The sequence below is a fragment of the Cyclobacteriaceae bacterium genome, from assembly GCA_025808415.1.
Classification (GTDB): Bacteria; Bacteroidota; Bacteroidia; order Cytophagales; family Cyclobacteriaceae; genus UBA2336.
In genome coordinates this window covers 3,851,265-3,876,382 of record CP075525.1, presented here as the reverse complement: position 1 = coordinate 3,876,382, position 25,118 = coordinate 3,851,265, and the positions used below count along the sequence as shown (strand labels likewise).

Sequence of the window (25,118 nt, the reverse complement as noted above, 5' to 3'; positions counted from 1 at the left end):
CTGCACGTGCGGGTTTTAACAACTTAAAAAATGTTTAAAAGATTGAAATGGACAGCCTTGTTGCTGTTGCCATTTACTGCGCTGGCGCAAAACCAGTTGCAGGGTGTGGTGCGCGATGCGCGAACCAGCGAACTCTTAAGCGGAGCCACCGTTACGTTGGTTCAGGAAAAACGAACAGCAGTAACCGATGGGCAGGGTGCCTTTAGGTTTACGGATGTACCCGGTAAAGATTATGAAACAGAAGTCCGTTTTGTTGGGTACAAAACCAAACGGGCCATGCTTTCGACAGGGTCTTTACAGGTTATTTTACTGGAAGAAAATACAACCTTAACCGATGAAGTGATTGTTTCAGCAACACGTGCCGGTGAAAAAACACCCACTACGTACAGCACCATTAGCAAGCAAACGCTGCGTAAACAAAATTTCGGTCAGGATTTGCCCATTCAGCTCAATTGGTCGCCTTCGGTGGTAACTACTTCCGATGCCGGAAACGGTGTAGGGTATACAGGTATCAACATCCGCGGAAGCGATGCCACCCGTATTAACGTAACGCTTAATGGTATTCCATACAACGACAGCGAATCGCAAGGTGTTTTTTGGGTGAACATCCCGGACATTTCTTCTTCTACGCAAAGTGTGCAGGTGCAGCGTGGTGTGGGCACTTCTACCAATGGCCCGGGCGCCTTTGGCGCGAGCATCAACATTCAAACCAATGCCCTTGCTGAGGAACCGTACGCAGAATATGTGCACTCGCTTGGATCGTTCAATACCTTTCGAAACACACTTGGTTTTGGCACAGGCCTGATGAATAACCGATGGTCTGTTGATGGACGCGTTTCAAAAATATCTTCCGATGGTTTTATTGATCGGGCTTCGTCTGACCTCGCATCGTATTATTTTTCTGCCGGGTATTACACCTCAAAAACCCTGGTAAAGGCCATCGTATTTGGTGGTAAGGAAGTTACTTATCAAAGCTGGTACGGTGTGCCCGAGTCGCGGTTGAGGAACGATACAGAGGCCATGTTGGTTACTGCGGCCAATGAAGGTTGGACCAATGAACAAACGCAACACTTGCTCAATTCAAACAACCGTACGTTCAATATTTATACCTATAATAACCAAGTGGATGATTATGCCCAGGATCATTATCAATTACACACATCCCATCGGTTTACCACGTTCCTTACAGGAAACGTTGCGCTTCATTATACGTATGGCAGGGGTTTTTATGAGGAATACCGGGACAATGACCGCTTTAGCCGCTACGGGTTACCTGCCGTAGTTATTGGTGACTCCACCATTACCCGAAGCAACATTATTCGCAGGCGTTGGCTCGACAATGATTTTTACGGGTTCACGTATTCGCTGCAATTCGACAAGGATAAGTTAAATGCTGTATTGGGTGGTGCGTGGAACCGTTACGATGGTCGTCATTTTGGTGAAATCATCTGGGCACAGGTAACAACCGTACCTAAAAACTATCGCTACTATTTTAGCGATGCCGGGAAAACAGACTTCACGGTGTACCTCAAAAGCAATTATCAGCTCACTTCGGCTTTAAATGGATTTGTGGATTTGCAATACCGGAATATTGGTTACCAAACAGCCGGGAATGACAATCGCCAAAATCAATTCGATGTTGACGTGCAGTATTCATTTTTCAATCCAAAAGTCGGGCTAACCTATGATTTGAACAACGGCAAGAACCTGTACCTTTCCTATGCCGTGGCCAATCGCGAACCGGTGCGGAAAGATTTTATCGACAACCCGCAAAACCAAACCCCCCGGCATGAAACGCTGGGAAACCTGGAAGCAGGATTACGAAAACAATCCGACCGCATGGTGCTGAACATGAATGTGTACTGGATGAACTATAAAAACCAACTGGTGCTTACCGGGGCATTGAATGATGTAGGTGCAGCCATAAGAACAAATGTTGATAAAAGCTACCGGATGGGCGTTGAGTTGGATGGCTCTGTAAAACTTTCGGATAAACTGGCCTGGGATGCGAACCTGACGTTAAGCCGGAATAAAATTGAAACCTTCCGCGAAATACTTTACGATTACGGGGCAAATTTTGACGAATACAATGAACTAACCCGAACATTTCGCAATACAGATATTTCCTTTTCGCCCAACATTATTGGTGGTTCGGTGTTGCGCTACATGCCCGTACCACAGGCTGAACTTTCATTGCTCACAAAATATGTTGGCCGTCAATTTCTTGACAACACCTCAACAACAACGCGCCAGCTTGATGCATACCTGACGAATGACGTGCGGGTATCTTACGCATTTAGCCCAAAGTTTATGAAGGAATTGCGGTTGGGTTTTTTGGTGAATAACGTGTTCGATGTTGCCTATGAATCGAACGGATACACCTGGGGCTTTCTTGGAGGTGGTGAGGAATTTCGTGAAAATTATTACTACCCGCAGGCCGGGCGTAATTTCATGGCGATGCTGAGCGCAAGGTTTTAAGTTCATTAGGAATTTAACCCAAGGGTTGGGCAATAACTTAGTATGCTTGTTTGTACTTTTGCCCAACCCTTGTTCATGCGTATCAGCAAACGAATTATTGTTGCCCTGCTCAGGCTTACCCGTACGTGGAACCTGCTTATACTGGTGTTTGCCCAGTATTTTACTGCGTGGTTCCTGCTAAAGGCCAATGTTTTTACCGACTGGCGTTTGTTGTTGCTCACGGTCTCTTCGGCCTTAATTGCTGCCGGGGGTTATGTTATTAATGATTATTACGATGTAAAAATTGATTTGGTGAACAACCCAAACCGGGTGGTGGTTGGCCGTAGTGTGCCCCGCAGGTTTGCTATTTTATTACACGGCCTGCTCTCCGCGGCAGGCATAGCCTTGGGCGTTTTTCTATCGTGGTGGATGGTGGCCATTAATATTTTTTCAGTGTCGTTGCTATGGTTTTATTCCAACCTGCTTAAGCGCCTGCCGTTTGTGGGCAATTTAGCAGTAGCCCTGCTTACCGGTATTTCGATTGCCGTGCTTAATGTGCTGTACTTTCAAAACAATTTGTTGGTAATAATTTATGCGCTCTTTGCTTTTTTTGTGACGTTGATCCGTGAAGTGATCAAGGATATGGAAGACCTGAAGGGCGATAACACCTATGGATGCAAAACGTTGCCCATAGTTTGGGGAATACGCAAAACAAAAAATTTTATCTATGGTATGGTTGCTGTACTTGGCGCAGCGGTGCTTTTTATCAACCAGGTTTATGTTAAACTGCCATTGATTTATTTCATTATGATGCTTTTTGTGCCGCTGGCCTGGCTGGTGATGCAACTGATAAAAGCCGATACCAAGCGCGATTTCTCCTGGCTAAGCAGCTTTTGTAAAGTGATTATGCTGTTGGGTATTTTAAGCATGGCCCTGGTTTAATGTGCTTAGGTGCGGAGGTGATGATGTGCTTATGTGTTATTTTTTTAGGAAAAATATTTGTAAAGTTTAATCAGCAAGAAAGTTGAGGCATACTCGTACACCAGTACACCAGCACATCAATACCTCCGCATATCGACTTGCGATTTTCGCATCCGGAAACGGGACCAATGCAGAAGAGATTATCAAATACTTTCAGCATCATCCTGCAATAAAAGTAACAGCACTGCTTTCCAATAATCCTGAGGCCTATGCGCTGGTACGGGCGGCCAACCATAACGTTACCACGTTTATTTTTAACCGAAAACAATTTAGGGAAACGGATGAGGTGTTGAAGTGGTTGAAGGAACATGCGATAACCCATGTAGTGTTAGCCGGGTTTTTATGGTTGATCCCGGAAAACATTATCCGCGCATTTCCGGGTAAGATTATCAATATCCATCCGGCCTTGTTGCCAAAATTCGGGGGCAAAGGCATGTACGGGATGAAGGTACATGAAGCGGTGAAGCAAGCCGGGGAAACGGAAACCGGCATTACTATACATAAAGTCAATGAGCATTACGATAAAGGCGAAATACTTTTTAAAGGTATTTGCCCGGTCAGCCCATCCGACTCACCGGAAGATATTGCCAATAAGGTCCACAAGCTGGAGTATTATTGGTATCCTCAGGTTATTGAGGATTGGATACTTAACTCAAGTAGTTAATAAAAATAGGGGCCTGAGCCCCTTCTTTTTTTATGGCGTGTTTATTTCATTGAAAGGAACATTCGGATCGTTATCTGTCCAACTCATCGGGTAATTCTTATCCAGAAACTCCAACGCATCGGTGGTTAAGTACAAAGGCTTAAACGTGTCGATCATTACAGCCAGTTCGTGTGTTTCTTTGGCACCAAGACTTTTTTCTACTGTGCCCGGGTGTGGCCCGTGGGGCAAACCTCCCGGGTGTAACGTGAATGATCCGCGATCAATGCCTCTCCTGCTCATAAAATTCCCTTCCGCATAATACAAAACTTCATCACTATCAATGTTGCTGTGATTATAGGGAGCCGGTATTGCCAGGGGGTGATAATCAAACAGCCTTGGCACGAACGAACAAATTACAAAGTTATGGGCCTGAAAGGTTTGATGCACCGGGGGCGGCTGGTGAATACGACCGGTAATGGGTTCAAAGTCGTGAATGGAAAAAGCATACGGCCATAAAAAACCATCCCAACCCACTAAATCCAACGGACTGAAATCATACACGTAGTGGTGCAAGTAGCCTTGCTTTTTGATCTTCATCAAAAACTCTCCACGACTGCCATCGGTAACCAATTCATGAGGCGGACGAATATCACGCTCGCAATAGGGTGAATGCTCCAGCAATTGGCCCAGGTCATTGCGGTAACGTTTAACAGTTTCTATCGGTGAGGCAGATTCAACAATGAGCAGCCGGAGTGGGCCTTCTTCAAACTCCAGCTTATAAATTACCGTGCGCGGTACAACCACATAATCACCCTGGCGGATGTCAAGTTTACCGAAAGGTGAGATCAATACTCCTTTACCATCGTGAACGAAAATTACCTCATCGCCCTCGGCATTTTTATAGAAGTAATCCATCTTGCGTTGTTTGGGTGAGCAAATGGAGATGGCGCAATCATTGTTTTTGAGCAAAACCTTGCGCGATTCCAGGAAATCATGGCCAGTTGTGGATACTTTAGAAGTATTGAGGTGGGTTTGCCGCAGTGCGTAATCCGCTACGATTTCGGGACCATATTTCACCGGGTTGTTAACCGCTTTTACGCGTGTGGGCGGATGGATATGGTAGAGGTTTGAGTAAATGCCCGAAAATCCTTCCGAGCTTACCAGTTCTTCTTTATACAGGCTTCCATCGGGCTGGCGGAATTGTGTGTGACGCTTATGCGGGATGTTTCCAAGACGGTAGTAATACATGGCACGCTAGGTTATTCGCGGGCTAAATTAAGAAACCGTTTTGGATTTATTTACCCTTTGGGGCGGTGGGTTTCCTACATGGCCGTCCGGTTCAATTCGGGTATCCTGTCGAATAATTTAAGGGACTGTAGAAAGATTTCGTTGGTTTCGTTAATGATCGGAAACAACCCGTCATTTCCCCAAATCCGGCGGGCGATTTGCGCCTTTACATGCAGTTGAAAAATTTTCTTGTTCCGCTGCAGGTCTTTATAGTCGGGTTTAACTTTGTTGCGTTGCCCGATGCTGATAAGTTCGTTCAACATTTGATCGGCTACTACAAACCTGGTCCGGAATTGTTCAAAACCCTTGCTTTCCAGTTCATCTTTATGATGATGGGCATAGTTGAATGCAAACTCATAAATGGAAAGTGATGAATAAAGGGCATTGAGGTAATGGCTGTTCATGGAAGTATCCAGCGGAACAAAATAATCGGGCATAATGCCACCACCGCCATACACGGTGCGCCCGTTCAGTGTTTTGTACTTCAGCGAGTCATTCAGTTTTATGCTATCGGCCGAAAAGAATTCACCTTTTTTGTAGCGTTCGATAATGTCCAGCGAATAAGCTTCATCATCGTCATACGGTTTTTGGATAGATCGGCCACTGGGCGTGTAGTAACGCGAAATAGTTAGCCTTAATTCCGAACCATCGCTTAAGTCGAATGGATTTTGAACGAGTCCTTTTCCAAAAGTCCTTCGCCCAACAATCAAGGCACGGTCGTTGTCTTGCAAGGCCCCGGCCAGTATTTCAGAAGCCGAGGCGCTGCCTTCATTCACCAAAATAATAAGGTCACCGGTTTCAAAACTTCCACGCGTGGTTGATGAGGCATTGGTGTTAAGGCGTTTATCCTTTCCATCAGTATACACGATTTTTTTGTCGGCTGACAAAAACTCATCAGCCAGGTCGATGGCCATACTCATGTAGCCTCCGCCATTTCCCTGTAAGTCGAGCACCAGTTTTTTCATCCCTTGCTCCTTGAGTTTGTTCAAGGCTTTGCTGAATTCTTCGTAGGTAGTAGCGGAAAACCGGTTCAGCTTTATATACCCAATTTCAGCATTCACCATGTACGACACATCAATGGAAAACTGCGGGATTTTATCGCGAATGATATTGAAGTCGAGCACCTGTTTGCCGCGAAGGATGGTTACTTGTACCTCCGAACCGCGCGGCCCCTTTAACTTACGCATCACATCTTGTGTGGTAATGCCAATGCCGGCAACATTTACGTCATCTACCATTATAATTTTGTCGCCCGAGCGGATACCCAGTTTTTCGGATGGCCCACCGCTTAGGGGGGTAACCACTACTATGGTATCCTGAAAGATGTTGAACTCGATGCCAATGCCATCGAAATTGCCCCGCAATTCTTCGTTTGCCGCTACCCGGTCACTGGCCGGAATGTAATGAGAATGCGGGTCGAGCTTGGAGAGCAGGTGACGGATGGATTCATCAACCAGTTTATCGGTCTTGATATCATCAACGTATTTAGTGTCAATATAGGTGAGCACTTCGCGCAGCTTTTGTACATCTTTGGTCACATCGCGCGAGGGTTTTCGGGCATTAAAGCTGGTGCCTATAAAAACCCCGGCCGCCAGGCCAAGGCATAAAACCAGGGGTAAACGAATCTGGTAAGGTGTATTTTTTGGTTGTTCGCTCATAAAATCATTTGGCGTTCTCCTTTTAACGGGTAAGGATACTAAATGTTAAGCACAGTTTATTTTCAGCAAAACATCAAATTTCCGGAAATAAAACGTTTAATCGACAATGCCCGGTTCTGCCAATGCGATTTTTTAAGGTTTATTTATATTTGAAGATACTATGGAGGTTTCAGGGTTAAAAAATAAGCTGGTAGGCCAACTCGTTGACGAGAATTATGTTCATGCCTACGTGCTTTTTTATTTTGGGATTCGCTTTGAAGAGTATTCATCGTTTACCCTGGAACAAGCCTGCCGTGACCGGGGCTTAATCGTTGAGCAGGTAGTGCGGGAGTTGGAATCGCCAACCCACCTGCGCGAAGCCGAATTGCCGTTGATTTCTTATCCGGTTGATTTAATCATCGAATACCTTAAACACTCTCATTTTCTATTCATCAAGCATAAATTGCCTTACATTGCTAAACTGGTTGAGGGCTTTAAGGCCGCGCATCAAGATTATTATACGGTTGAGCGCGACCTCAAAATAGTTTTTCCATTGTTTGTGGAAGATTTCATATACCACATATACGAAGAAGAGGACACCTTATTTAACTACATTAAGGCCTTAGACCGTGCCGCAAAAGGCAACTACATACCAACCCGGTTGTATCATTTGATGGAGCGGCATTCGGTTCAGAAGTTTGCCATAGATCATGATGTGCATGACGATGAGATGCAAGGCATACGGAGAATTACTAGCGATTACTTACTGAAACCTGATGCACCGCTTAGGATGAAAGTGATTTACAACGAGCTGAAGGATTTTGAAAAAAGTTTAATTACACACGCGCGTATTGAAAATGAAATCCTCTTCCCCAAGGCCATGATGCTGGAAACAAAAGTGAAGCAGATTTTTGTGGAGCGCATCCGCTTCAACTAAAGGCATGGGCAGAATATTAGCCATTGATTACGGAACAAAACGTGCCGGGCTTGCCGTTACCGATCCGCTGCAAATTATAGCCACAGCGTTAGATACCGTTCCGTCCGCGCAGCTTTTATCTTACCTGAAGATGTATTTGACAAAGGAATCAGTAGATCGTTTTGTTGTAGGGATGCCCCGCACCTTGATGAATGAGGATTCTGAAACAGCACCCGCTGTTCGTAAGTTTATTGAGAGCTTAAAACAAGCTTTTCCAGATAAACCTGTTCATGAAGTGGACGAGCGTTTTACCAGTTCACTCGCCCAACGTGCCATGCGTGAAGGCGGGATGAAAAAGAAAGACCGGCAGGTGAAAGGCAATGTGGATAAAGTAAGTGCAGTGTTGATCTTGCAGGCATTTATGGAATCGCGCTGACTGGATTTCTTCGGTTCTGTGAATTTATAAAAGGCGCGAATAATAATTATTTTTGCAGCCAATAATAGCTAGTGATCAATGGTTTACCCGATTGTAATGTATGGAGATCCCGTTTTGCGTCAGCGGGCAAAGGATATTGAACTGGGAACGGACCTCACCCAATTGATTGAGGATATGTATGAAACCATGCACAATGCCCAGGGAATTGGATTGGCCGCACCACAGATTGGTAAAGGCATACGCTTGTTTGTGGTTGATGGCACCGTGCTGGATAAGGATGATGATGAGGCCGAAGAGGGTATGGAAAATTTCAAAAAAGCGTTTGTTAACCCGGTAATGGTGGAGGAATTGGGAACACCCTGGGATTTTGAAGAGGGTTGCTTAAGCATACCCAACATCCGCGAAAAAGTGGCCCGAAAAGATACCATCAAAATCAGGTACTACGATGAGCAGTGGAACCTGAAGGAAGAGGCGTATGATGGCATGAAGGCGCGCATTATCCAACACGAATACGATCACATTGAAGGGAAACTCTTTATCGATTACCTCACTCCTTTAAAAAAACGTTTACTGAAAGGCAAACTGAACGACATCAGCCGCGGTGATGTGAAAACCGAATACCGCATCCTGGCTCCCCTCAGAAAATAGTTCAAGATTCAATATTCAAAATTTGAGGTTGTTGAATTTGGTTAACTTTAAATCTTGAACCTCAAATTCTGAATCTTGAATATAACGTCACGTTTACCCGATGTTGGCACCAGCATCTTCGCCATCATGTCAAAAATGGCGAACGACCACGGAGCCATTAACCTTTCGCAGGGTTTCCCCGATTTTAATGTTGATCCGGTAGCCATCAACCTGGTTCATCGCTTTATGCAGGAGGGGCATAATCAATATGCGCCCATGCCTGGTGTGCCTGCGCTTCGGCAAGTGATTGCAGCAGTGATTGAAAAAACCTATTCGAGAACCATCAATCCCGAAACGGAAATAACCATAACAGCCGGGGCTACAGAAGCGCTCTATGCTGCAATTGCCGCCTTTGTTCGTCCGGGCGATGAAGTAATTGTTTTTGATCCTGCTTATGATTCCTATAATCCTGCCATTCGTTTAAATGGTGGTGTGCCGGTGCATATTAATCTCAGGTACCCGGATTTTTCCATCGACTGGAATGAGGTGAAAGGGCGAATTAATCCGCGCACGCGCATGATCATGGTCAACACACCGCACAATCCCGGTGGGGCTGTATTAACGGCCAATGATTTACGTGAGTTAGAGAAGCTTGCCGATGAGCGCGACCTTATTGTATTAAGCGATGAGGTGTACGAACGGATAATCTTTGACAACATCAGGCACGAAAGTGTGCTCCACTATCCGGGTTTGGCAAAACGAAGTGTGGCCATGTTTTCGTTTGGAAAAACATTTCATGCCACCGGTTGGAAGGTTGGGTATGCCTTTGCGCCCGAATACCTTACAAAGGAAATCCGGAAGACCCATCAGTTTATAACATTTGCTGTAAATACCCCCGTGCAACTGGCACTGGCCGAATACATGCAAACCCCGGCTCATTACGAAAATCTGGGCACTTTTTACCAGCAGAAGCGCGATTATTTTCTGGATGGAATAAGGGGTTCATCGTTTGAGCCCATGCCTTGTCATGGATCCTATTTTCAAAACCTTTCCTATAAAACTATCTCTTCCTTACCCGACTGGCAGATGGCGGAAGCGCTAACCATCAAGCACAAAGTGGCCTCCGTGCCGGTATCTGTTTTCTATAATGATAAAACCGATAATAAACTGCTGCGGTTTTGCTTTGCCAAGAACCAACAAACGCTCGATCGGGCAATTGAGATTTTGAGAAAAATATAAACCTCTCATTCCATCATACCTATAGTGTCAGGTTGAGCAAGTCGAAACCTGACAAGCCACTACATTTGCTTATTACATATTGTCTGCTGACTTGTTCTTTCGTTACTTGCAAGCCGAATCAACCACTATGCAAGATCTAAAAATCACACTCATCCAATCCGATATTTACTGGGAAGAAATGGATGCCAACCTTTCATCGTTTGAGGAAAAAATATGGCAAATCGGTCAGGATACGGATGTGATTGTGCTGCCCGAAATGTTTACTACAGGGTTTACCATGAACGCGCCCAAACTGGCCGAGCACATGAACATGCGCACCTTCAAATGGATGCGCCAAATGGCCGACCAAACCGGTGCTTTGATTTTGGGTAGCCACATTGCTACCGTGCATGAACGCTACTACAACCGCCTGTTGTGGATGGAACCGGGCGGCCAATACAAAACCTACGATAAGCGCCACTTGTTTCGTATGGCCGCTGAGCATAAAACCTATTCACCGGGCGAGAGCCTGCTGGTGTCTTCCTGGAAAGGCTGGCGCATCTGCCCGTTGATTTGTTATGACCTGCGCTTCCCGGTATGGAGCCGCAACACGTTTGACATAACTTCCAATCGGCTGAATTACGATGTGTTGATTTTTGTAGCCAACTGGCCCACCGCACGTGTGGATGCGTGGGATGCGTTACTGAAAGCCCGCGCTATTGAAAACCTGAGTTATGCCGTTGGAGTTAACCGGGTAGGCTTTGATGGCAATGGTATTGAGTATAACGGACATTCTTCTATTTATTCACCTAAAGGGGAGTTGATGTTTATCTCAGAAGGCATGGAGACGATTAAGACAATAGAATTAAATGCACATTCATTACAAGCCTTCCGCGATAAATTTCCTGCACACCTTGATGCGGATGATTTTTCAATTGAGTTGGGGGAGTTTGAGCGGGATTTTCTGCCGGGGCAGAGTCAATAGATTATTTGTTCTAAAGTCGACAATAAGTTTTAGGAAATTTTAGTGTCTTGGTGCCTTGGTGGCCTAATTATTTGCCACTAAAACCCGAAAACACAAAACCTCACAAAGGTGTGCAAGTCTGATTAATTAATTCCAGTGCCTGATTAATCAGGGCACTACATGATTGGGTATTTAAAGCCTTTTAAAATTTAACCCCATCGGGCATTTGGGCTTTTGATTATCATACCCATTCAGGTTCAGAAAAATTGGTTCATTCAATCCCTCATAGGTAATTTCCCATTTGCCGAGCATGGCTTTGCCAAAAGGGGAGCTGTTATGAGGTCAGCGTTAATCCTTACCGTCTTGGTCATTTGTCCATTTATCAAAACCAGTAGTCGTTCATTCTTTTTAAAAAGTCCTGTGTTATTGGGTAACCAGAACTTTGTCCGATGATAGAATCAATTCCGCAATAAGGGCAAATCGCTGTGAAGTCCTCACCGTCATTGACCCATTCCGTAATTTCTTTAGGAGGAAATGTCTTCAAGCAATAAAAGCATCCACACTGTTCGTCATTAATCAATTTAGATTTATGTCTAATTGAATATCTATGTGCGTCAATTATGTCTGTCATTAGTTACTCAATATTTTTTGAGGGGCATTGCCTACAACGTTTGATTTTATGCAGTGCGGGGAATAAGAGCGCTAAAAAATGAAGCGTATCGGAATGTTTAGTCCGATTTGCTCTGCAACTGTCCGACTACAGCGGACTAAATTAAGAAACCGATTTAGATATTAGCACAAAACCCCGCAATTAAATAAACACGGTGTTAGCGTTTCGTGCCGGTTAGTCTAAGTCCAAAACGATTTTCAAATTCTCTCTAATCTTGTCAGCCGTGTCGCTGTCCACTTCTCCAACGTTTTTCACAAGTCGTTTGTTATCAATTGCTCTTACCTGGTCAATCATTATGTCACAGTCCTCCTTGAGTCCAAATTTTGATTTTTTCAAATGAACTCTCAATATTTCTGAGTCCGGCTTAACATTTGTCGTTATAGGGCAAACAATAGTCGATGGATGTTCTTTATTTAGCAAGTCTGTTTGAACAACAATAACAGGTCTGATTTTCCCTGTCTCTGTCCCAATTCTTGGATTGAGGTCGGCAATCCAGATTTCGAATTGCTTAATCTTCATCGTTCAATTTTTCAAACTCGGCTAATATTTCCAATGAGTCCTTGGAAACAATTTTTGACTCCTTACTCAACTGCTTTGAAAGAAGTCTCCGTTTATGAAGTCGGTTGTAGAATTCAATAGCCTCGTTTATGTATCTATTGCGGTTCTTTTTAACCTTTGTCACGATTCTCTCAGTCTCCTGAAAAATATCGTCCTCAAGTTTTAATGATAGATTTTTCATAGTATTACCTTTGTCCAAAGGTATATACTTTTTAGATATACTCCAAATTTCCTTAGGAGTCCACCGGCATAAACGCTAACGTTTGTGTTTGCGCAGTGGTGGGCTTTTGAAAACATATTTGTCCCACGTGACCAAACGTTGAACGAAGATAACACTTTGAGTTACACGTTCCCCCACCATTGCGCAAACATTTTGTTGTAGGTAGTGTAAGCTCCCCCGAAAATAGGACAGTTTTGAATTAGACAAAAGGTCTAACTTTAAACTGTTAAAAATGAAAAGAACACGATTTACCGAAGCCCAGATTTTCACTATTCTCAAGGAGTTTGATGCTGGCAAAAACATCCAGGACATTGCCCGTTCGCACGGAGTGTCCAAAGCCACTATTTATAATTGGAAGGCTAAGTACGGAGGTATGGAGATGAACGAACTTAAGCGCGTTAAGGAGCTTGAGGAAGAAAATCGGAAGCTCAAGCAGATGTATGGTGACCTGGCGCTGGACAACAAGATGCTCAAAGACGTTTTGGGAAAAAAGTTCTAAGGCCCGCTGAGAAGCGAACCCGTGTAGATTATCTGAGAACGACTTTTCAAGTCAGCCTCGGTCGGGCCTGTGAAGTGATGGATCTCTCACGTTCGGTTTACTACTATCGAAGTAAGACGGACGATCATGCGGTGATTGATAAACTCCAGAACTTAGCTGAGAAACGGCCTACCGAAGGATTTTGGAAAATGTATTTCAGGATAAGGAAAGAAGGATTGTTGTGGAACCACAAACGCATCCATCGGGTGTATAAATTATTGAAGTTGAATATGAAACGAAAAGGAAAAAGGAGATTACCAGCACGCGTTCTTCAGCCCCTGGAGGCTGTTAGCCACATCAATGCAAGCTGGTCGATGGACTTTATGAGTGATTCCCTTCTATCGGGTCGCAAGTTCAGAGTACTCAACTTGCTGGACGACTTTAACCGTGAGGCCCTTGCTATTGAAGTTGATACTTCGCTACGGGCTGAGCGAGTGATACGGGTACTTGAACAAGTCATTCAATGGAGAGGAAAACCACAGCGAATCAGGGTTGATAATGGCCCCGAATTCATCTCAAGCAAACTCGGCCTATGGTGCGAAGAACGCAACATCCAGCTTCAGTTTATTCAACCGGGCAAGCCTTCACAGAATGCATACATCGAGCGTTTCAATGGAAGCTTCCGAAGAGATGTTCTCGATGCGTACTTATTTGAATCCCTTATCCAGGTAAGAATCCTAGCTGATGAGTGGATGAATGATTACAACTATGACCGTCCACATGATGCGCTCGAAGGGCGCAGTCCTGCGGACATGCTGGCCGTGGATTTATGGGAAACTCGAAACGAGTTTCCCACAAACCCACAACCGGTTACAACAATAACAATGAATAAATTTCCTAATTTAGAGTTGTCCTAAAAATGGGGAGCTTACAGTAGGGCGGTTTCGTAAGACCGTTATATATTTAGATTCTTTACAACCCGTTACAGTAAATAATACTAACACTGCAATTAGTCCAATTATCATTGATTTTTTTTCTTTCATTTTATATCCTTTCATATTCTGCTTGTCTTATCGGTTTTCAGGTTGCGGAGTCTTTGTAAATCGAAGCCGTTATTTGTTTCTCGTCCGACCGCCTTACCTACAACTCCTGGCTATGTTTAATGAATATATTTCCAATATAGCGTCTACCGCTCCAAACTCAACTCAAACTCGGCCAGCACCGGCAAGTGATCGGAGGGGTAGTATTTTCCGTCATGGTCTTCAATTACTTTGTAGCTGCGCAAGATCCATTCTTTGGTATGGAAGATGTAATCGATTGCCCTGCATGCTATACTGCCCACTTCAAAATCGCAGAAGGTCCCGGTTGGGTCGTTAGCGGGTTTTGTATCGTGCAGCAATTCATTTTTGGCCAATACTTCATATGGGGCTTCGGTGCGTTCGCAGTTAAAATCACCGGTAAGGATTATGGGCAGGTTTTCGTTTTTGGTTCGGGTATCGGCTAGCATGGCAAGAAGTTGATGCGCACTTTGCGTTCGCGCTTCCTTTCCAATATGGTCGAAGTGCGTATTGAAAATTCCAAATTCCCGTTTAAGCTCTTTGTCGTAGAAGCGTGCTGTGGTAACAATGCGGGTAATGGCGGCATCCCAGCTTTTACTGCCGGGTACATCGGGCGTTTCTGACAGCCAGCGGGTTTGGTTGCTGAGCAAACCAAACCGGCCATGTTTGTATACTATAGCACTATACTCGCCTTTTTCTTTCCCATCATCGCGGCCCACACCTATAAAGGAGTAATCGGGCAACACGCGAATAAGGTCGTGTAGTTGGTGAAGCAGTGCTTCCTGTACACCAATAATATCAGGGTTGTATTTGCGGATAAGGGCCGCCATTTTTTCAATCCGGTTCGGCCATGCATTAACTCCATCAGCCGGATTATCAAACCGAATGTTGTATGACATGACCTTCACCGGCTGGGTGAACGCCAGGCTACTCATGAGTAAAAACAGAACTACAGAAAAAATCCGCATTCCGAAATTTACCTATACTACAGGAATAATTCAGGTTAAATTTGGATGAACTGTAAATTAAAAGGCCTCAACTGCCTTTACTTCGTTGGGCATCATGCGTGTAAAAAGATTTTCTATACCGGCTTTGAGGGTTACCATCGATGAGGGACAGCCGCTGCACGAGCCCTGCAGCTTTACTTTTACAATACCATCGTTAAACGAGTGATAGGTGATGGCGCCACCATCCTGCTCAACAGCCGGGCGAATGTATTCCTCCAATATGGCTTTTATCTTTTTTACTGTTTCAGGTTCGTTGGCTTCATCCCCCGCGGTTTCCTCCTGCATTTCGATAATGAACTTTCCGGATTCCAGGAATTTGGTGATATGATCTTTCAGTACATTTTGAACTTCAATCCATTCTACATCTTCGCGCTTGGTTACGGTAACGAAATTACTCATGTAAAAAACCCGTTCTACAAACGGATAGTCAAACAACTCCTGCGCCAAGGGTGCGTGCACTGCACTTTCGCGTGTAGGAAAGTCAAAACTCATGCCTTCGGGCACCAGCATTTCATTCACCACAAATTTCAGCGAATTCGGATTAGGGTTTGATTCCAGGTAAATGGTAATATTCTTGGGCGTTATATTCATGATGGCTTAAAATTAGCGTTTGTTATAATCGCTGAAATAATTTTTTGTGCTTTTGGGTTTTAGTGCCAAAAGATGTCAACAAAGCACAAAAACACTAAAAAATTCTCAGGCTCAAAAGTAAAACAGCAGGTTGTAAATTTAGTTCATTGCGGACTCTTTTCGAAAACCATCTTCGGTAGTGGCTACAATGCTGGCCACCACGGTATCACCGGTAATGTTTACAATAGTCCGGCACATATCTAAGGGCCTGTCAATAGCAATGATTAGTGCAAGGCCCTCCGGTGAAACACCAATGGCGCCCAGCACAATAACAAGCGTAATCAGCCCTGCGCTGGGAACTGCCGCGGCACCGATTGATGACAACGTGGCAGTAAGTACAATTACCAGTTGATCCACAATGGTTAAATCATGCCCAAACGCCTGGGCAATAAACACAGCCGACACAGCCTGGTGTATACTGGTGCCATCCATGTTAATGGTGGCGCCAAGGGGTAAAACAAAACTTGAAATCTCATCTTTAATGCCCAGGTTTTTCTCGGCACACTCCATGGTAACCGGTAAGGTGGCAGCACTTGAACTGGTGGAGAACGCCATAATTTGTGCCGGTATAATTCCTTTTGTAAAAGCTTTGTACTTTATGTGGGTGAATAGCCGCATGGCTAATGGATAGATAACCACAACCATCAAGGCAAGGCTCAGCAATACCGTAAAGGCATACACACCGAGCGCGCTGAATAATTCGAGTGCCTGCCTGGGGTTATTGCCGGCAACATCAACCATCAGTGCGGCCAATAAAGCCATTACACCAATGGGTGCGTATTGCATCACCATATCTACAATCTTCAAGATAACTTCATTTACACCGTCAAAAAATCCTTTTACCGGAATGCCTTTTTGTTCGGGCGCCATAATTAAGGCGATGCCAAATAAAATAGCGAAGAAAATTACCTGGAGCATGTTGCGGTTTGAACTGGCCGCACCAAAAATATTATCGGGAACAATGTCAACAATTACCTGAAGTGGCCCGGATTCTTTTAGTTTCTGGGCGTCTGAAACTTTCAGGTTGGCATCCTGTGCATACTTAGCCGATAGTTCAATTTGTTTTTCTTTAGAAAGAAAGTTTCCGGGCTTAATGGTGTTTACGGTAATCAAACCTATCGTAATGGCAATAACGGTGGTAATAAGGTATAACCCCATGGTTTTGCCGCCAATGCGCGAAAGTTTTGAAATATCTTTCAGGTTCGAGATACCACTAATCAGTGAGACAAGGATAAGCGGTATGGCAATGAGTTTTAATAAGTTGATGAAGATGGTTCCGAAGGGTTTTACCCAATCGGAAATAAACGGCCCGAGTTCAAAAAAAATGGAGATTGTGCCCAACACAATACCCAAAAACATACCTGTAAAAATGCGGATGTGCAGTGGAAATTTCTTCATATAGCGAACACCATATCCGCGCAAGTTATGGGTTTGCGTTGCTAAAAAAATGCGGCTTAACAGGATTTATTTAACCGGCTGGCTTTCGGCTTTTGGCTCCATTAATTCACCTTCGGTTCCGGCAATCACCGTGGCTACAGTGGAGTCACCGGTTACGTTAACCACCGTTCGCAACATGTCCAGCGGCCGGTCCACCGCAAGAATCAAGGCTAACCCGCTGGGGTCTAAGCCTACGGCCTCCAACACGATAATAAGCATAATAATCCCTGCCCCGGGAACGGCCGCAGCGCCAACGGAAGAAAGCACGGCCGTCATCAGAATCGTTAATTGTTGACCGAGGGTGAGGTCCAACCCAAAAGCTTGTGCAATAAACACTGCCGAAACACCCTGGTGAATGCTGGTGCCATCCATATTAATAGTTGCACCTAACGGCAAAACAAAACTGGAGACTTCCTCAGAGATACCGAGATTTTTTTCAGCACAATCAATAGTAACAGGCAAAGTGGCTGCGCTTGAACTGGTGGAAAAAGCCAATACCTGTGCCGGTAAAATACCTTTTACAAACCGCAGGTAAGGCATTTTGGTAAAAGCCTTCAGGATTAGCGGGTACGTTAAAAATACCATTAGCGCCAATCCCAACACAACGTTCAGGCTATATACGCCAAGGGCTTTCATCAGTGGTATATCAATATTCAAACTGGCGAGCAGCGCAAATACACCAATGGGGGCGAAGCGCATAATGAGATCGACAATTTTTAAAATCACTTCGTTGGTGCCATCAAAGAAAGATTTTACCGGCCGTATTTTATCAGGCTTGGCCAGGATCATGGCCACACCAAAAAGCATAGCGAAGAAAATTACCTGGAGCATGTTGGTATTGCTGGACACCGCACCAAAAATATTATCGGGCACAATGTCAACCAGGATTTGCAGCGGGCCATCGTCTTTCAAATTATGTGCCGATGAAATACGGCTATCCATATCGGAGGCAAAAGCTTTACCGAGCTCCTCCCTTTTTTCAGGGGATAGGAATTTCCCCGGCTTAATCACATTCACTAACAGTAACCCGATGGTTACTGCAATTACCGTAGTGGCAAGATACAACCCGATGGTACGCCCACCGATGCGGGAAAGTTTTGAAACATCGGAAAGGTTAGAGATGCCATCAATCAGCGAGAAGATGATCAATGGTATGGCAATCAGCTTTAATCCATTAATGAAGATGGTGCCCCACGGTTTTATCCACGCCATAGTGAATTCAGCCAGGCCAAGCGGTTCAGCGCTCAGGCCCCAAATAATGCCCAAGGCCATGCCGATGAGTATTTTACCATATAGGGGTAGCTTCTTCATGGCTTAAAAATAAGAGGATTTGTTTAAAGAAGCCTATGCTGATCTTTTTTAGTGGATATATCCATACCTGATCGTTGGCTTTATCCTTAACTTTCATTGTTATGAGTATTCAAGACGCAGCAGTTAATTTTAATCAACATGGTTTAAAGTCAAGCGAAGTTGAAGATTCGCGAATACGTAATGGAAAAAATGTACAGGATCAGAAGGGCGAAACAGGATTTTTGATTGCCCTTAAAGCACTGTTGGTTGAACCCATGTTTTTGCTGTTGCTGGCCGCATCAACTATTTATTTTATCACCGGTGAAATTGGTGATGGGATTTTTATGGTGTCGGCCATTGTTTTGGTTGCAACAATTTCGCTTTACCAGGAATCCAGAAGCCGCAAAGCATTATCGGCCCTTCGCACGCTTACCCGGCCTCATTGCAAAGTAATCCGCGATGGAGCGGTGATGGAAATTCGTAGTGAAGAGATTGTGCTGGGTGATATTATGATGGTGGAGGAGGGAAGCATGATTCCTGCTGATGGCAGTATTGTTCAGTCGAACGATTTTTTTGTTAACGAATCACTTTTAACGGGTGAAACGTTTCCCGTTCAAAAGGATGAGCAGGATAACCAGGTTTATCAGGGAACACTTGTAACGGGTGGTTTAGCCATTTGCCGGGTAACGGCTATTGGTAATAAAACGCGCTTGGGAAAAATTGGAAAGAGTATTGAAGCAATTGAAGAAGAGGATACTCCGTTGCAGATTCAGATTCGGAATTTTGTGAAGAAGATGGCCATGGCAGGCCTGATCGTTTTCCTGATCGTTTGGGCTATTAACTTCACGATGTCACACGACCCGCTGGATAGTTTACTAAAGGCACTTACGTTGGCGATGAGCATTCTGCCAGAAGAAATTCCGGTGGCCTTTGCAACCTTCATGGCCTTAGGCGCCTGGCGTATGATGAAAATGGGTGTATTAGCCAAACAAACAAAAACAGTAGAAACCCTGGGTAGCGCAACGGTAATCTGTACGGATAAAACCGGAACGATTACAGAAAACCAGATGAAACTCGCCAAAGTGTTTGTGATGGCGAACCAAAAAATAGCCGAGCCACCAGTGTTTGATGAAGCGGCACAAGAACTTGTTCGGATGGGGATGTGGGCCAGTGAACCTATTCCCTTCGATCCCATGGAAATTGCCTTACATGAGGTTTATCAAAAGCATACAAAAGAAGATGAGCGCCCATATTTCCGGTTTGTGCATGAGTACCCGCTAAGCGGAAAACCACCGATGATGACGCATGTATTTCAAAATGAACAAGGCCAACGAATAATTGCCGCTAAAGGCGCACCGGAAGCTCTACTAGCGGTGTCATTATTATCGCAGCAGGAAAAACAGGTAATTGAAGAAGCTGTGCGTAAACTTTCATTGGAAGGCTTCAGGGTACTGGGCGTAGGCGAAACCCATATGGATGGCAACGATTTTCCGGAGCAGCAGCAGCATTATAAATTCAACTTCAAGGGGTTGTTGGCTTTTTACGATCCGCCCAAAAAGAATATTGCCGGTGTATTTGATGCTTTTTATAAAGCCGGCATTGATGTAAAAATTTTAACCGGTGACAATGCCGAAACTACGGCCACTATTGCCCGTCAGGTAAATTTTAAAGGAGCTGAAAATAGTTTAACAGGTGATGAGTTGGTAACCATGGATGAGGAGGAGTTGAAACATAAGGTTAAAGACACTCATGTTTTTACACGTATGTTTCCGGAAGCGAAGCTAAGGATACTTAATGCATTGAAAGCAAATGGTGAGGTGGTGGCCATGACTGGCGATGGTGTGAATGATGGCCCGGCTTTGAAAGCTGCACATATTGGAATTGCTATGGGAAAGAAAGGATCGGAAATTGCTAAACAATCAGCATCCCTTATTCTTATCGATGATGATTTGGCCAGAATGGTTGATGCAGTAGCCATGGGGCGTAAGATTTATGCTAACCTCAAAAAAGCCATTCAGTATATTATTTCAATTCACATTCCTATAATATTAACAGTACTCATGCCATTGGTATTGGGCTGGATTTATCCAAACATATTCTCTCCGGTACATGTCATTTTTCTGGAATTGATTATGGGTCCAACCTGCTCCATCATTTACGAGAACGAGCCGCAGGAAAAGAATACGATGATTCAAAAACCAAGACCGTTTACTGACAACTTTTTTAACTGGCGTGAACTGAGTACCAGTATCGTTCAGGGGCTGGTGATTACACTGGGCATTCTTATCACCTATCAATTTGCCGTATATCAAGGTGCCAGCGAGGCCACTACCCGCACGATGGTGTTCTCTTCCCTTATTTCAGCTAATGTTTTTTTAACATTAGTTAACCGCTCATTTTATTACTCTATTCTCACCACCGCAGGTTATAAAAATAATCTTGTTCCATTGATCATCATATTAACCCTTATGCTATCCGGATTGATATTATATGTTCCGCCACTTACCAGTTTTTTTGAGTTTGAAAGGCTGGCCGTACAGCAGATACTTTTTAGTATAACCGTGGGCTTTCTATCCGTTATCTGGTTCGAGGCGTTGAAGTGGCGAAAACGAAAGAAAAATCATACCCTGAATTTACCAGCTTGAACTGGCACCACCTCCACCCGAATCGCCACCGCCCCAACTGCCACCACTATCGCTTGAGGACGAGGAACTGCTGTCGCTGCCGGATGAAGAAGATACAACCAGCATGGGAATGATAAATTTATCCAAATGATGATGACCACAATGCATGCATGTGCGTTCTTCTTCACCATAGCCATCTGAAGTGTATGAAGCACTTTCAATGGTTCGCCTGGCGCCAAAGTGATATGTCATGAAACCACATTTAGGACAATGCGTGAATTTTGATTTCTTATTCGGGTAACGTAGTGTTTCAACGGATCCGCAGGTGTTGCACTTCCATACATCATAATCAATCGTGCCGATTTTTTCCTCGGTTATTTGTCCGTCTTTTAAAAATTCATCTTCCTGCGCTTCCGAAAGTTTAACGGTTTGTGTTCCGCATTTCCTGCATAAGCGCGGGTGGTTCCTGAAACTGTTCCTCTTTCTTCGAAGAAGTTGATAAACCAAAATCATGGGGATCGGAAAAAATATAGCCGCTAGTAACCAATACCATTTCTGTTTATTCATGAAGTTGTAGGCATCCTGCTGCTGACCGTGGTTCACAAATTTCTTTCCTATAGAAGAAACCCGGACAAACCGTTCGGCAAACCAAAAAACAATAAGGCTGTAAAGCACCACCATGAATAAGCCGAGCGACCATTTTAGATTGTATGCAGTGAAAAGCAGCAATAATGGCAAAACAAGATAGAGAAGCAGCCAATACAATCTGGTTATGGTAACCTTAGGATAATCCGGTGATGGTTTGAATTTTCCGTTTAAGGTGACGATCAGAAAAAACACCATGGCAACAACAGCATATAACCCGGCAAGTGCTAGGTAAGCGTAGTGATCTTGTGATGAATCGCGTGCAAATATTTCTTCAATTGCTTCAGGTTTCGACAGGATTGAAACAGTAGCATTAATTCCGTTTAACATCCCAGTGTTATAGTCACCTTCTTTGAAGTAGGGTACCATAAACCGCTGCTGAATACGCTTGCAAGTAACGTCAGGCAATACACCCTCTAATCCCTTACCCGTATGAAATCGAATGTTTCGTTGATCCATAACAAAAAGAATCAACAAACCATTGTCTTTACCGGCACGGCCAATACCCCAATAGACGAATAATCGTTGCGCAAAATCAAAAAGATTTTCATTGCCAATGGATGGCAGCATAACCACGGCAACCTGAGCTGTAGCGGTCTTCTCTAAATTACCAAGCAACTGATTAATACGCGCCACTGTGCTGTCATTCAGAATTCGCGAAGGATCGCTTACATAACTGTTGTTAACCAATTTGGTGTTGGGCACCGTTTCTACTGTGTATGACTGTGCCTGTGTTGCCAGTGGGATTACCAGCAACATCCATATTAGATAAACATGTTTCATTTATAGCCGCGAAATTTTTGCGCGAAGTAAGAAATCGGCCAGCACCAGGGCAGCCATGGCTTCAACAATGGGCACTGCACGCGGGACCACACACGGATCGTGTCTCCCCTTTCCGCTTACGGTAACTTCATTTCCTTCTTTATCTACACTTTGCTGGTCCTGCATAATGGTGGCCACGGGTTTAAAGGCCACCTTGAAATAGATATCTTCTCCATTACTGATGCCGCCTTGGATACCGCCTGAGTGATTGCCCTTAGTTTTTATTTTTCCACCCTCATTTACAAACTCATCATTATGCTGCGAGCCCGTGAGTTTTGTTCCTTCAAAGCCACTGCCGTATTCAAAACCTTTAACCGCATTTATGCTGAGCATGGCTTTTCCGAGTTCGGCATGAAGTTTATCAAACACCGGTTCACCTAAACCCACGGGTGTATTTTTTATCACACAGGTTACCACACCACCAATAGTATCGCGGTTTAGGCGAATTTGATCAATCAACGCAATCATTTTCTCGGCTGTAGCCGGATGTGGACATCGAACAATATTGTCTTCGGTTTTTGAAAGATCCAGTTGTGTGTAAGAAGGTGATTGAACATCCCCTACCTGCGACACATAAGCATTTATTTCGATGGAATGATTTTTCAACAACTGTTTGGCAATCGCCCCAGCGGCTACACGGGCAGCCGTTTCACGGGCTGAACTTCTTCCGCCACCACGGTAATCACGAATACCGTACTTGGTTTCATAGGTATAGTCGGCATGGGAGGGACGAAACGTATTTTCCAAATGACTGTAATCTTTGCTTCGCTGATCCTGGTTTTCAATAACAATGGCAATAGGCGCACCGGTTGTTTTTCCCTGAAACACTCCGCTTAGTATTTTAAAAGTGTCGTCTTCCTTGCGTTGGGTAGTTATTTTCGATTGGCCAGGTTTTCTACGATTCAGTTCGGCTTGGATAAAAGATTCATCTATTTCAAGTCCGGCCGGACAACCATCAACGACCACGCCAATAGCCGGACCATGTGATTCGCCAAAGGTGGTTATCCGAAAAAGTTTTCCGTAGCTGTTCATTTACTTCTTGAACACAAGATAAGCCGATCCGGCCAACATCACCAAAATAAAAATGTTCAGAACGATTTTCATCCACCCGCCATTGGATACACTTCTCAACGTATTGTCTGCAAAGTTGATCTGATCATAGAAGGAACCTGCATCCACCGATTCAATTACTTCGTTCTTCAAACTTTCTCCCTGCACTACTACTGCTGCTTTGGCCATCAGTGTGTCATATGCTTTTTTTGTCGGATTGAAGAACACCCACTTAAAATCATCACCTAACTTAAATTCCCCTGGTTCTTTTGGGATAATAAAGTAGCTGAATGTTTTGCTGCCGGTAACGCGGTTGTTTTCGCGCCTGATGTTCTGCCTTACGTTGGGCTCGTAAAAATCAAAGTTAGCCGTATTCTTTACAGCAGGTTTTTCAATGGATGATATGTTTCCTTCACCGTAGATAATAAAATCGTATGAAAAGCTTTTTCCGGTTTCCAGCGCGGTTGAACTTATTTTTTCCTCCAACCGATAATCGCCCACGGCTACCTGCTTGCTTAGCGGGTGTGGCGGCAGTTCTTTAACCTTAACTGTTTTGGGTTTGGAATAAAATGTTTTGAAATCTTCTTGCCGGTTCTGACCAAAGAAGGAAGGATTTTTTGCCACTTTATATTTCAACATTTCCAAGGGCACACTGGGAAACGTAACAGGCTCTGTATTTAAAGGGTAAAAATTTGCCTGGTACATCTTATACCGGGTATACATTTTACCATTCACGTTTACCCGTTCGCCTTCAATATTTTCAATGCTAAAGTTTTCTTCCCAACAGTTTGCAGGTTTTATCTTTTTTAAAATTTCTGAAAGTTGTTTGCTGATTTGGTGCCAGTAAAGGGGAGCCTTGTTGTCCTCGGCTACATAAAAGGCGAGCACGGCATTAAAACCTTCGCCTGCATAAACTTCATCTTTACCGGTGGTCAATGCCAAAAAGGCATCTTCCTTAATATCGATATATTCTGTTGGCGGGGCACCATAAGTATTGTCGCGCTCAAAGAAACTCCTGAAAGGATCGTATTGCCGTGGCTGTGTTACCGGTGCGCCTACTGTTACTTTTTTCCCTTCGGATGAAATTACCTGATCGTTAACCTTCATTTTAAATGGGGGCACCGTAATAACACCCTGGCGTTTGGGGATGTAGTTCATGATGATGCTTTGCGAGGAGGAGGTTTGACCATTGATGAAACTGGTTTGCGATGAGGTTGACTGGCCGCCTTTGGTAAAACCTTCAATATCGGGGAAGTTATCGATGCTTCTTAAACGGTCGTTTTGAATGCTTACCGTTATCGTCCAACCCTGATTCTGCCCGATTTCATCGGGACCAAGGGTAATTTGGATGCCTTGTCCGCTAGCGAACGTTGCGGCTAAACTGGTTAGTAAAAGCGTGAAAAGAACGTTTATCGAAAAATCCGGCCTCATACTCAATCGCTGTACCAAAATGAACGTTTAAA

20 protein-coding genes and 1 pseudogene are annotated in these 25,118 nt (G+C 44.3%); 10 read left to right on the top strand and 11 right to left on the bottom strand.

Annotated features, from left to right (window positions below):
• The first annotated feature begins 30 nt into the window (after window positions 1–30).
• The 3 genes from KIT51_17150 to KIT51_17140 all read left to right on the top strand — a co-directional run bounded on the left by KIT51_17150 (window position 31) and on the right by KIT51_17140 (window position 4,102).
• Window positions 31–2,478: a TonB-dependent receptor gene (locus KIT51_17150; GenBank protein UYN86563.1), complete on the top strand. Its 2,448-nt coding sequence runs from the start codon at window positions 31–33 to the stop codon at window positions 2,476–2,478.
• Window positions 2,479–2,553: 75 nt separating this feature from the next.
• On the top strand, window positions 2,554–3,399 hold the full coding sequence (locus KIT51_17145; GenBank protein UYN86562.1) for a geranylgeranylglycerol-phosphate geranylgeranyltransferase: 846 nt from the start codon (window positions 2,554–2,556) through the stop codon (window positions 3,397–3,399).
• Window positions 3,400–3,514: 115 nt separating this feature from the next.
• A complete protein-coding gene (locus tag KIT51_17140) occupies window positions 3,515–4,102 on the top strand; it encodes a phosphoribosylglycinamide formyltransferase (protein ID UYN88622.1) in 588 nt (195 codons plus the stop codon).
• A 30-nt stretch (window positions 4,103–4,132) separates the two neighbouring features.
• Here KIT51_17140 and KIT51_17135 read toward each other — a convergent pair whose 3' ends face one another.
• Window positions 4,133–5,329 carry a homogentisate 1,2-dioxygenase gene (locus KIT51_17135; protein UYN86561.1) on the bottom strand — a complete coding sequence of 399 codons (1,197 nt, stop codon included), beginning with the start codon at window positions 5,327–5,329 and terminating at the stop codon, window positions 4,133–4,135.
• Window positions 5,330–5,403: 74 nt separating this feature from the next.
• Window positions 5,404–7,026, bottom strand: coding sequence for a S41 family peptidase (locus KIT51_17130; GenBank protein ID UYN86560.1), 1,623 nt, complete (start codon window positions 7,024–7,026; stop codon window positions 5,404–5,406).
• 160 nt (window positions 7,027–7,186) lie between these two features.
• Here KIT51_17130 and KIT51_17125 point away from each other — a divergent pair, with 160 nt between their 5' ends.
• The 5 genes from KIT51_17125 to KIT51_17105 all read left to right on the top strand — a co-directional run bounded on the left by KIT51_17125 (window position 7,187) and on the right by KIT51_17105 (window position 11,187).
• Window positions 7,187–7,942, top strand: a complete 756-nt coding sequence (locus tag KIT51_17125) for a hemerythrin domain-containing protein (protein UYN86559.1) — start codon at window positions 7,187–7,189, stop codon at window positions 7,940–7,942.
• Between the two features lie 4 nt (window positions 7,943–7,946).
• Window positions 7,947–8,357: a Holliday junction resolvase RuvX gene (gene ruvX / locus KIT51_17120; GenBank protein ID UYN86558.1), complete on the top strand. Its 411-nt coding sequence runs from the start codon at window positions 7,947–7,949 to the stop codon at window positions 8,355–8,357.
• A gap of 78 nt (window positions 8,358–8,435) precedes the next feature.
• On the top strand, window positions 8,436–9,005 hold the full coding sequence (gene def, locus KIT51_17115) for a peptide deformylase (GenBank protein ID UYN86557.1): 570 nt from the start codon (window positions 8,436–8,438) through the stop codon (window positions 9,003–9,005).
• Window positions 9,006–9,077: 72 nt separating this feature from the next.
• On the top strand, window positions 9,078–10,223 hold the full coding sequence (locus KIT51_17110; GenBank protein ID UYN88621.1) for an aminotransferase class I/II-fold pyridoxal phosphate-dependent enzyme: 1,146 nt from the start codon (window positions 9,078–9,080) through the stop codon (window positions 10,221–10,223).
• 127 nt (window positions 10,224–10,350) lie between these two features.
• The gene (locus KIT51_17105) at window positions 10,351–11,187 is read left to right on the top strand and encodes an amidohydrolase (protein UYN86556.1); all 837 of its coding nucleotides are present in this window, start codon (window positions 10,351–10,353) and stop codon (window positions 11,185–11,187) included.
• Between the two features lie 823 nt (window positions 11,188–12,010).
• On the opposite strand, the gene KIT51_17100 is transcribed toward KIT51_17105, so the two are convergent.
• Both KIT51_17100 and KIT51_17095 read right to left on the bottom strand, forming a co-directional pair.
• Complete coding sequence (locus KIT51_17100; GenBank protein ID UYN86555.1) at window positions 12,011–12,355, bottom strand: type II toxin-antitoxin system PemK/MazF family toxin; 345 nt, start codon at window positions 12,353–12,355, stop codon at window positions 12,011–12,013.
• On the bottom strand, window positions 12,345–12,575 hold the full coding sequence (locus KIT51_17095) for a hypothetical protein (GenBank protein UYN86554.1): 231 nt from the start codon (window positions 12,573–12,575) through the stop codon (window positions 12,345–12,347). The genes KIT51_17100 and KIT51_17095 overlap by 11 nt, the downstream gene beginning before the upstream one ends.
• Before the next feature lie 271 nt (window positions 12,576–12,846).
• Here KIT51_17095 and KIT51_17090 point away from each other — a divergent pair.
• Window positions 12,847–13,910 (top strand): annotated as a pseudogene (locus tag KIT51_17090) (IS3 family transposase).
• A 368-nt stretch (window positions 13,911–14,278) separates the two neighbouring features.
• Here KIT51_17090 and KIT51_17085 read toward each other — a convergent pair.
• From KIT51_17085 to KIT51_17070, 4 genes are all read right to left on the bottom strand, one after another.
• Window positions 14,279–15,085: an endonuclease/exonuclease/phosphatase family protein gene (locus KIT51_17085; GenBank protein UYN86553.1), complete on the bottom strand. Its 807-nt coding sequence runs from the start codon at window positions 15,083–15,085 to the stop codon at window positions 14,279–14,281.
• A gap of 90 nt (window positions 15,086–15,175) precedes the next feature.
• Complete coding sequence (locus tag KIT51_17080) at window positions 15,176–15,748, bottom strand: NifU family protein (GenBank protein ID UYN86552.1); 573 nt, start codon at window positions 15,746–15,748, stop codon at window positions 15,176–15,178.
• Between the two features lie 138 nt (window positions 15,749–15,886).
• Window positions 15,887–17,185 carry a dicarboxylate/amino acid:cation symporter gene (locus tag KIT51_17075; GenBank protein UYN86551.1) on the bottom strand — a complete coding sequence of 433 codons (1,299 nt, stop codon included), beginning with the start codon at window positions 17,183–17,185 and terminating at the stop codon, window positions 15,887–15,889.
• A gap of 66 nt (window positions 17,186–17,251) precedes the next feature.
• On the bottom strand, window positions 17,252–18,535 hold the full coding sequence (locus KIT51_17070) for a dicarboxylate/amino acid:cation symporter (GenBank protein UYN86550.1): 1,284 nt from the start codon (window positions 18,533–18,535) through the stop codon (window positions 17,252–17,254).
• A 101-nt stretch (window positions 18,536–18,636) separates the two neighbouring features.
• On the opposite strand from KIT51_17070, the gene KIT51_17065 reads away from it, so the two are divergent.
• Window positions 18,637–21,159 carry a cation-translocating P-type ATPase gene (locus KIT51_17065; protein UYN86549.1) on the top strand — a complete coding sequence of 841 codons (2,523 nt, stop codon included), beginning with the start codon at window positions 18,637–18,639 and terminating at the stop codon, window positions 21,157–21,159.
• Here the strand turns inward: KIT51_17065 and KIT51_17060 are convergent.
• Genes KIT51_17060 through KIT51_17050 form a run of 3 tightly spaced genes read right to left on the bottom strand, consistent with a single transcriptional unit; the run spans window position 21,148 to window position 25,086 of the window.
• Complete coding sequence (locus KIT51_17060) at window positions 21,148–22,566, bottom strand: TPM domain-containing protein (GenBank protein UYN86548.1); 1,419 nt, start codon at window positions 22,564–22,566, stop codon at window positions 21,148–21,150. The genes KIT51_17065 and KIT51_17060 overlap by 12 nt on opposite strands.
• A complete protein-coding gene (gene aroC, locus KIT51_17055) occupies window positions 22,567–23,637 on the bottom strand; it encodes a chorismate synthase (GenBank protein ID UYN86547.1) in 1,071 nt (356 codons plus the stop codon).
• Window positions 23,638–25,086 (bottom strand): BatD family protein, encoded by a 1,449-nt coding sequence (locus tag KIT51_17050; protein ID UYN86546.1) that lies wholly within the window; start codon window positions 25,084–25,086, stop codon window positions 23,638–23,640. It abuts the gene before it with no gap.
• Window positions 25,087–25,118 lie beyond the last annotated feature (32 nt).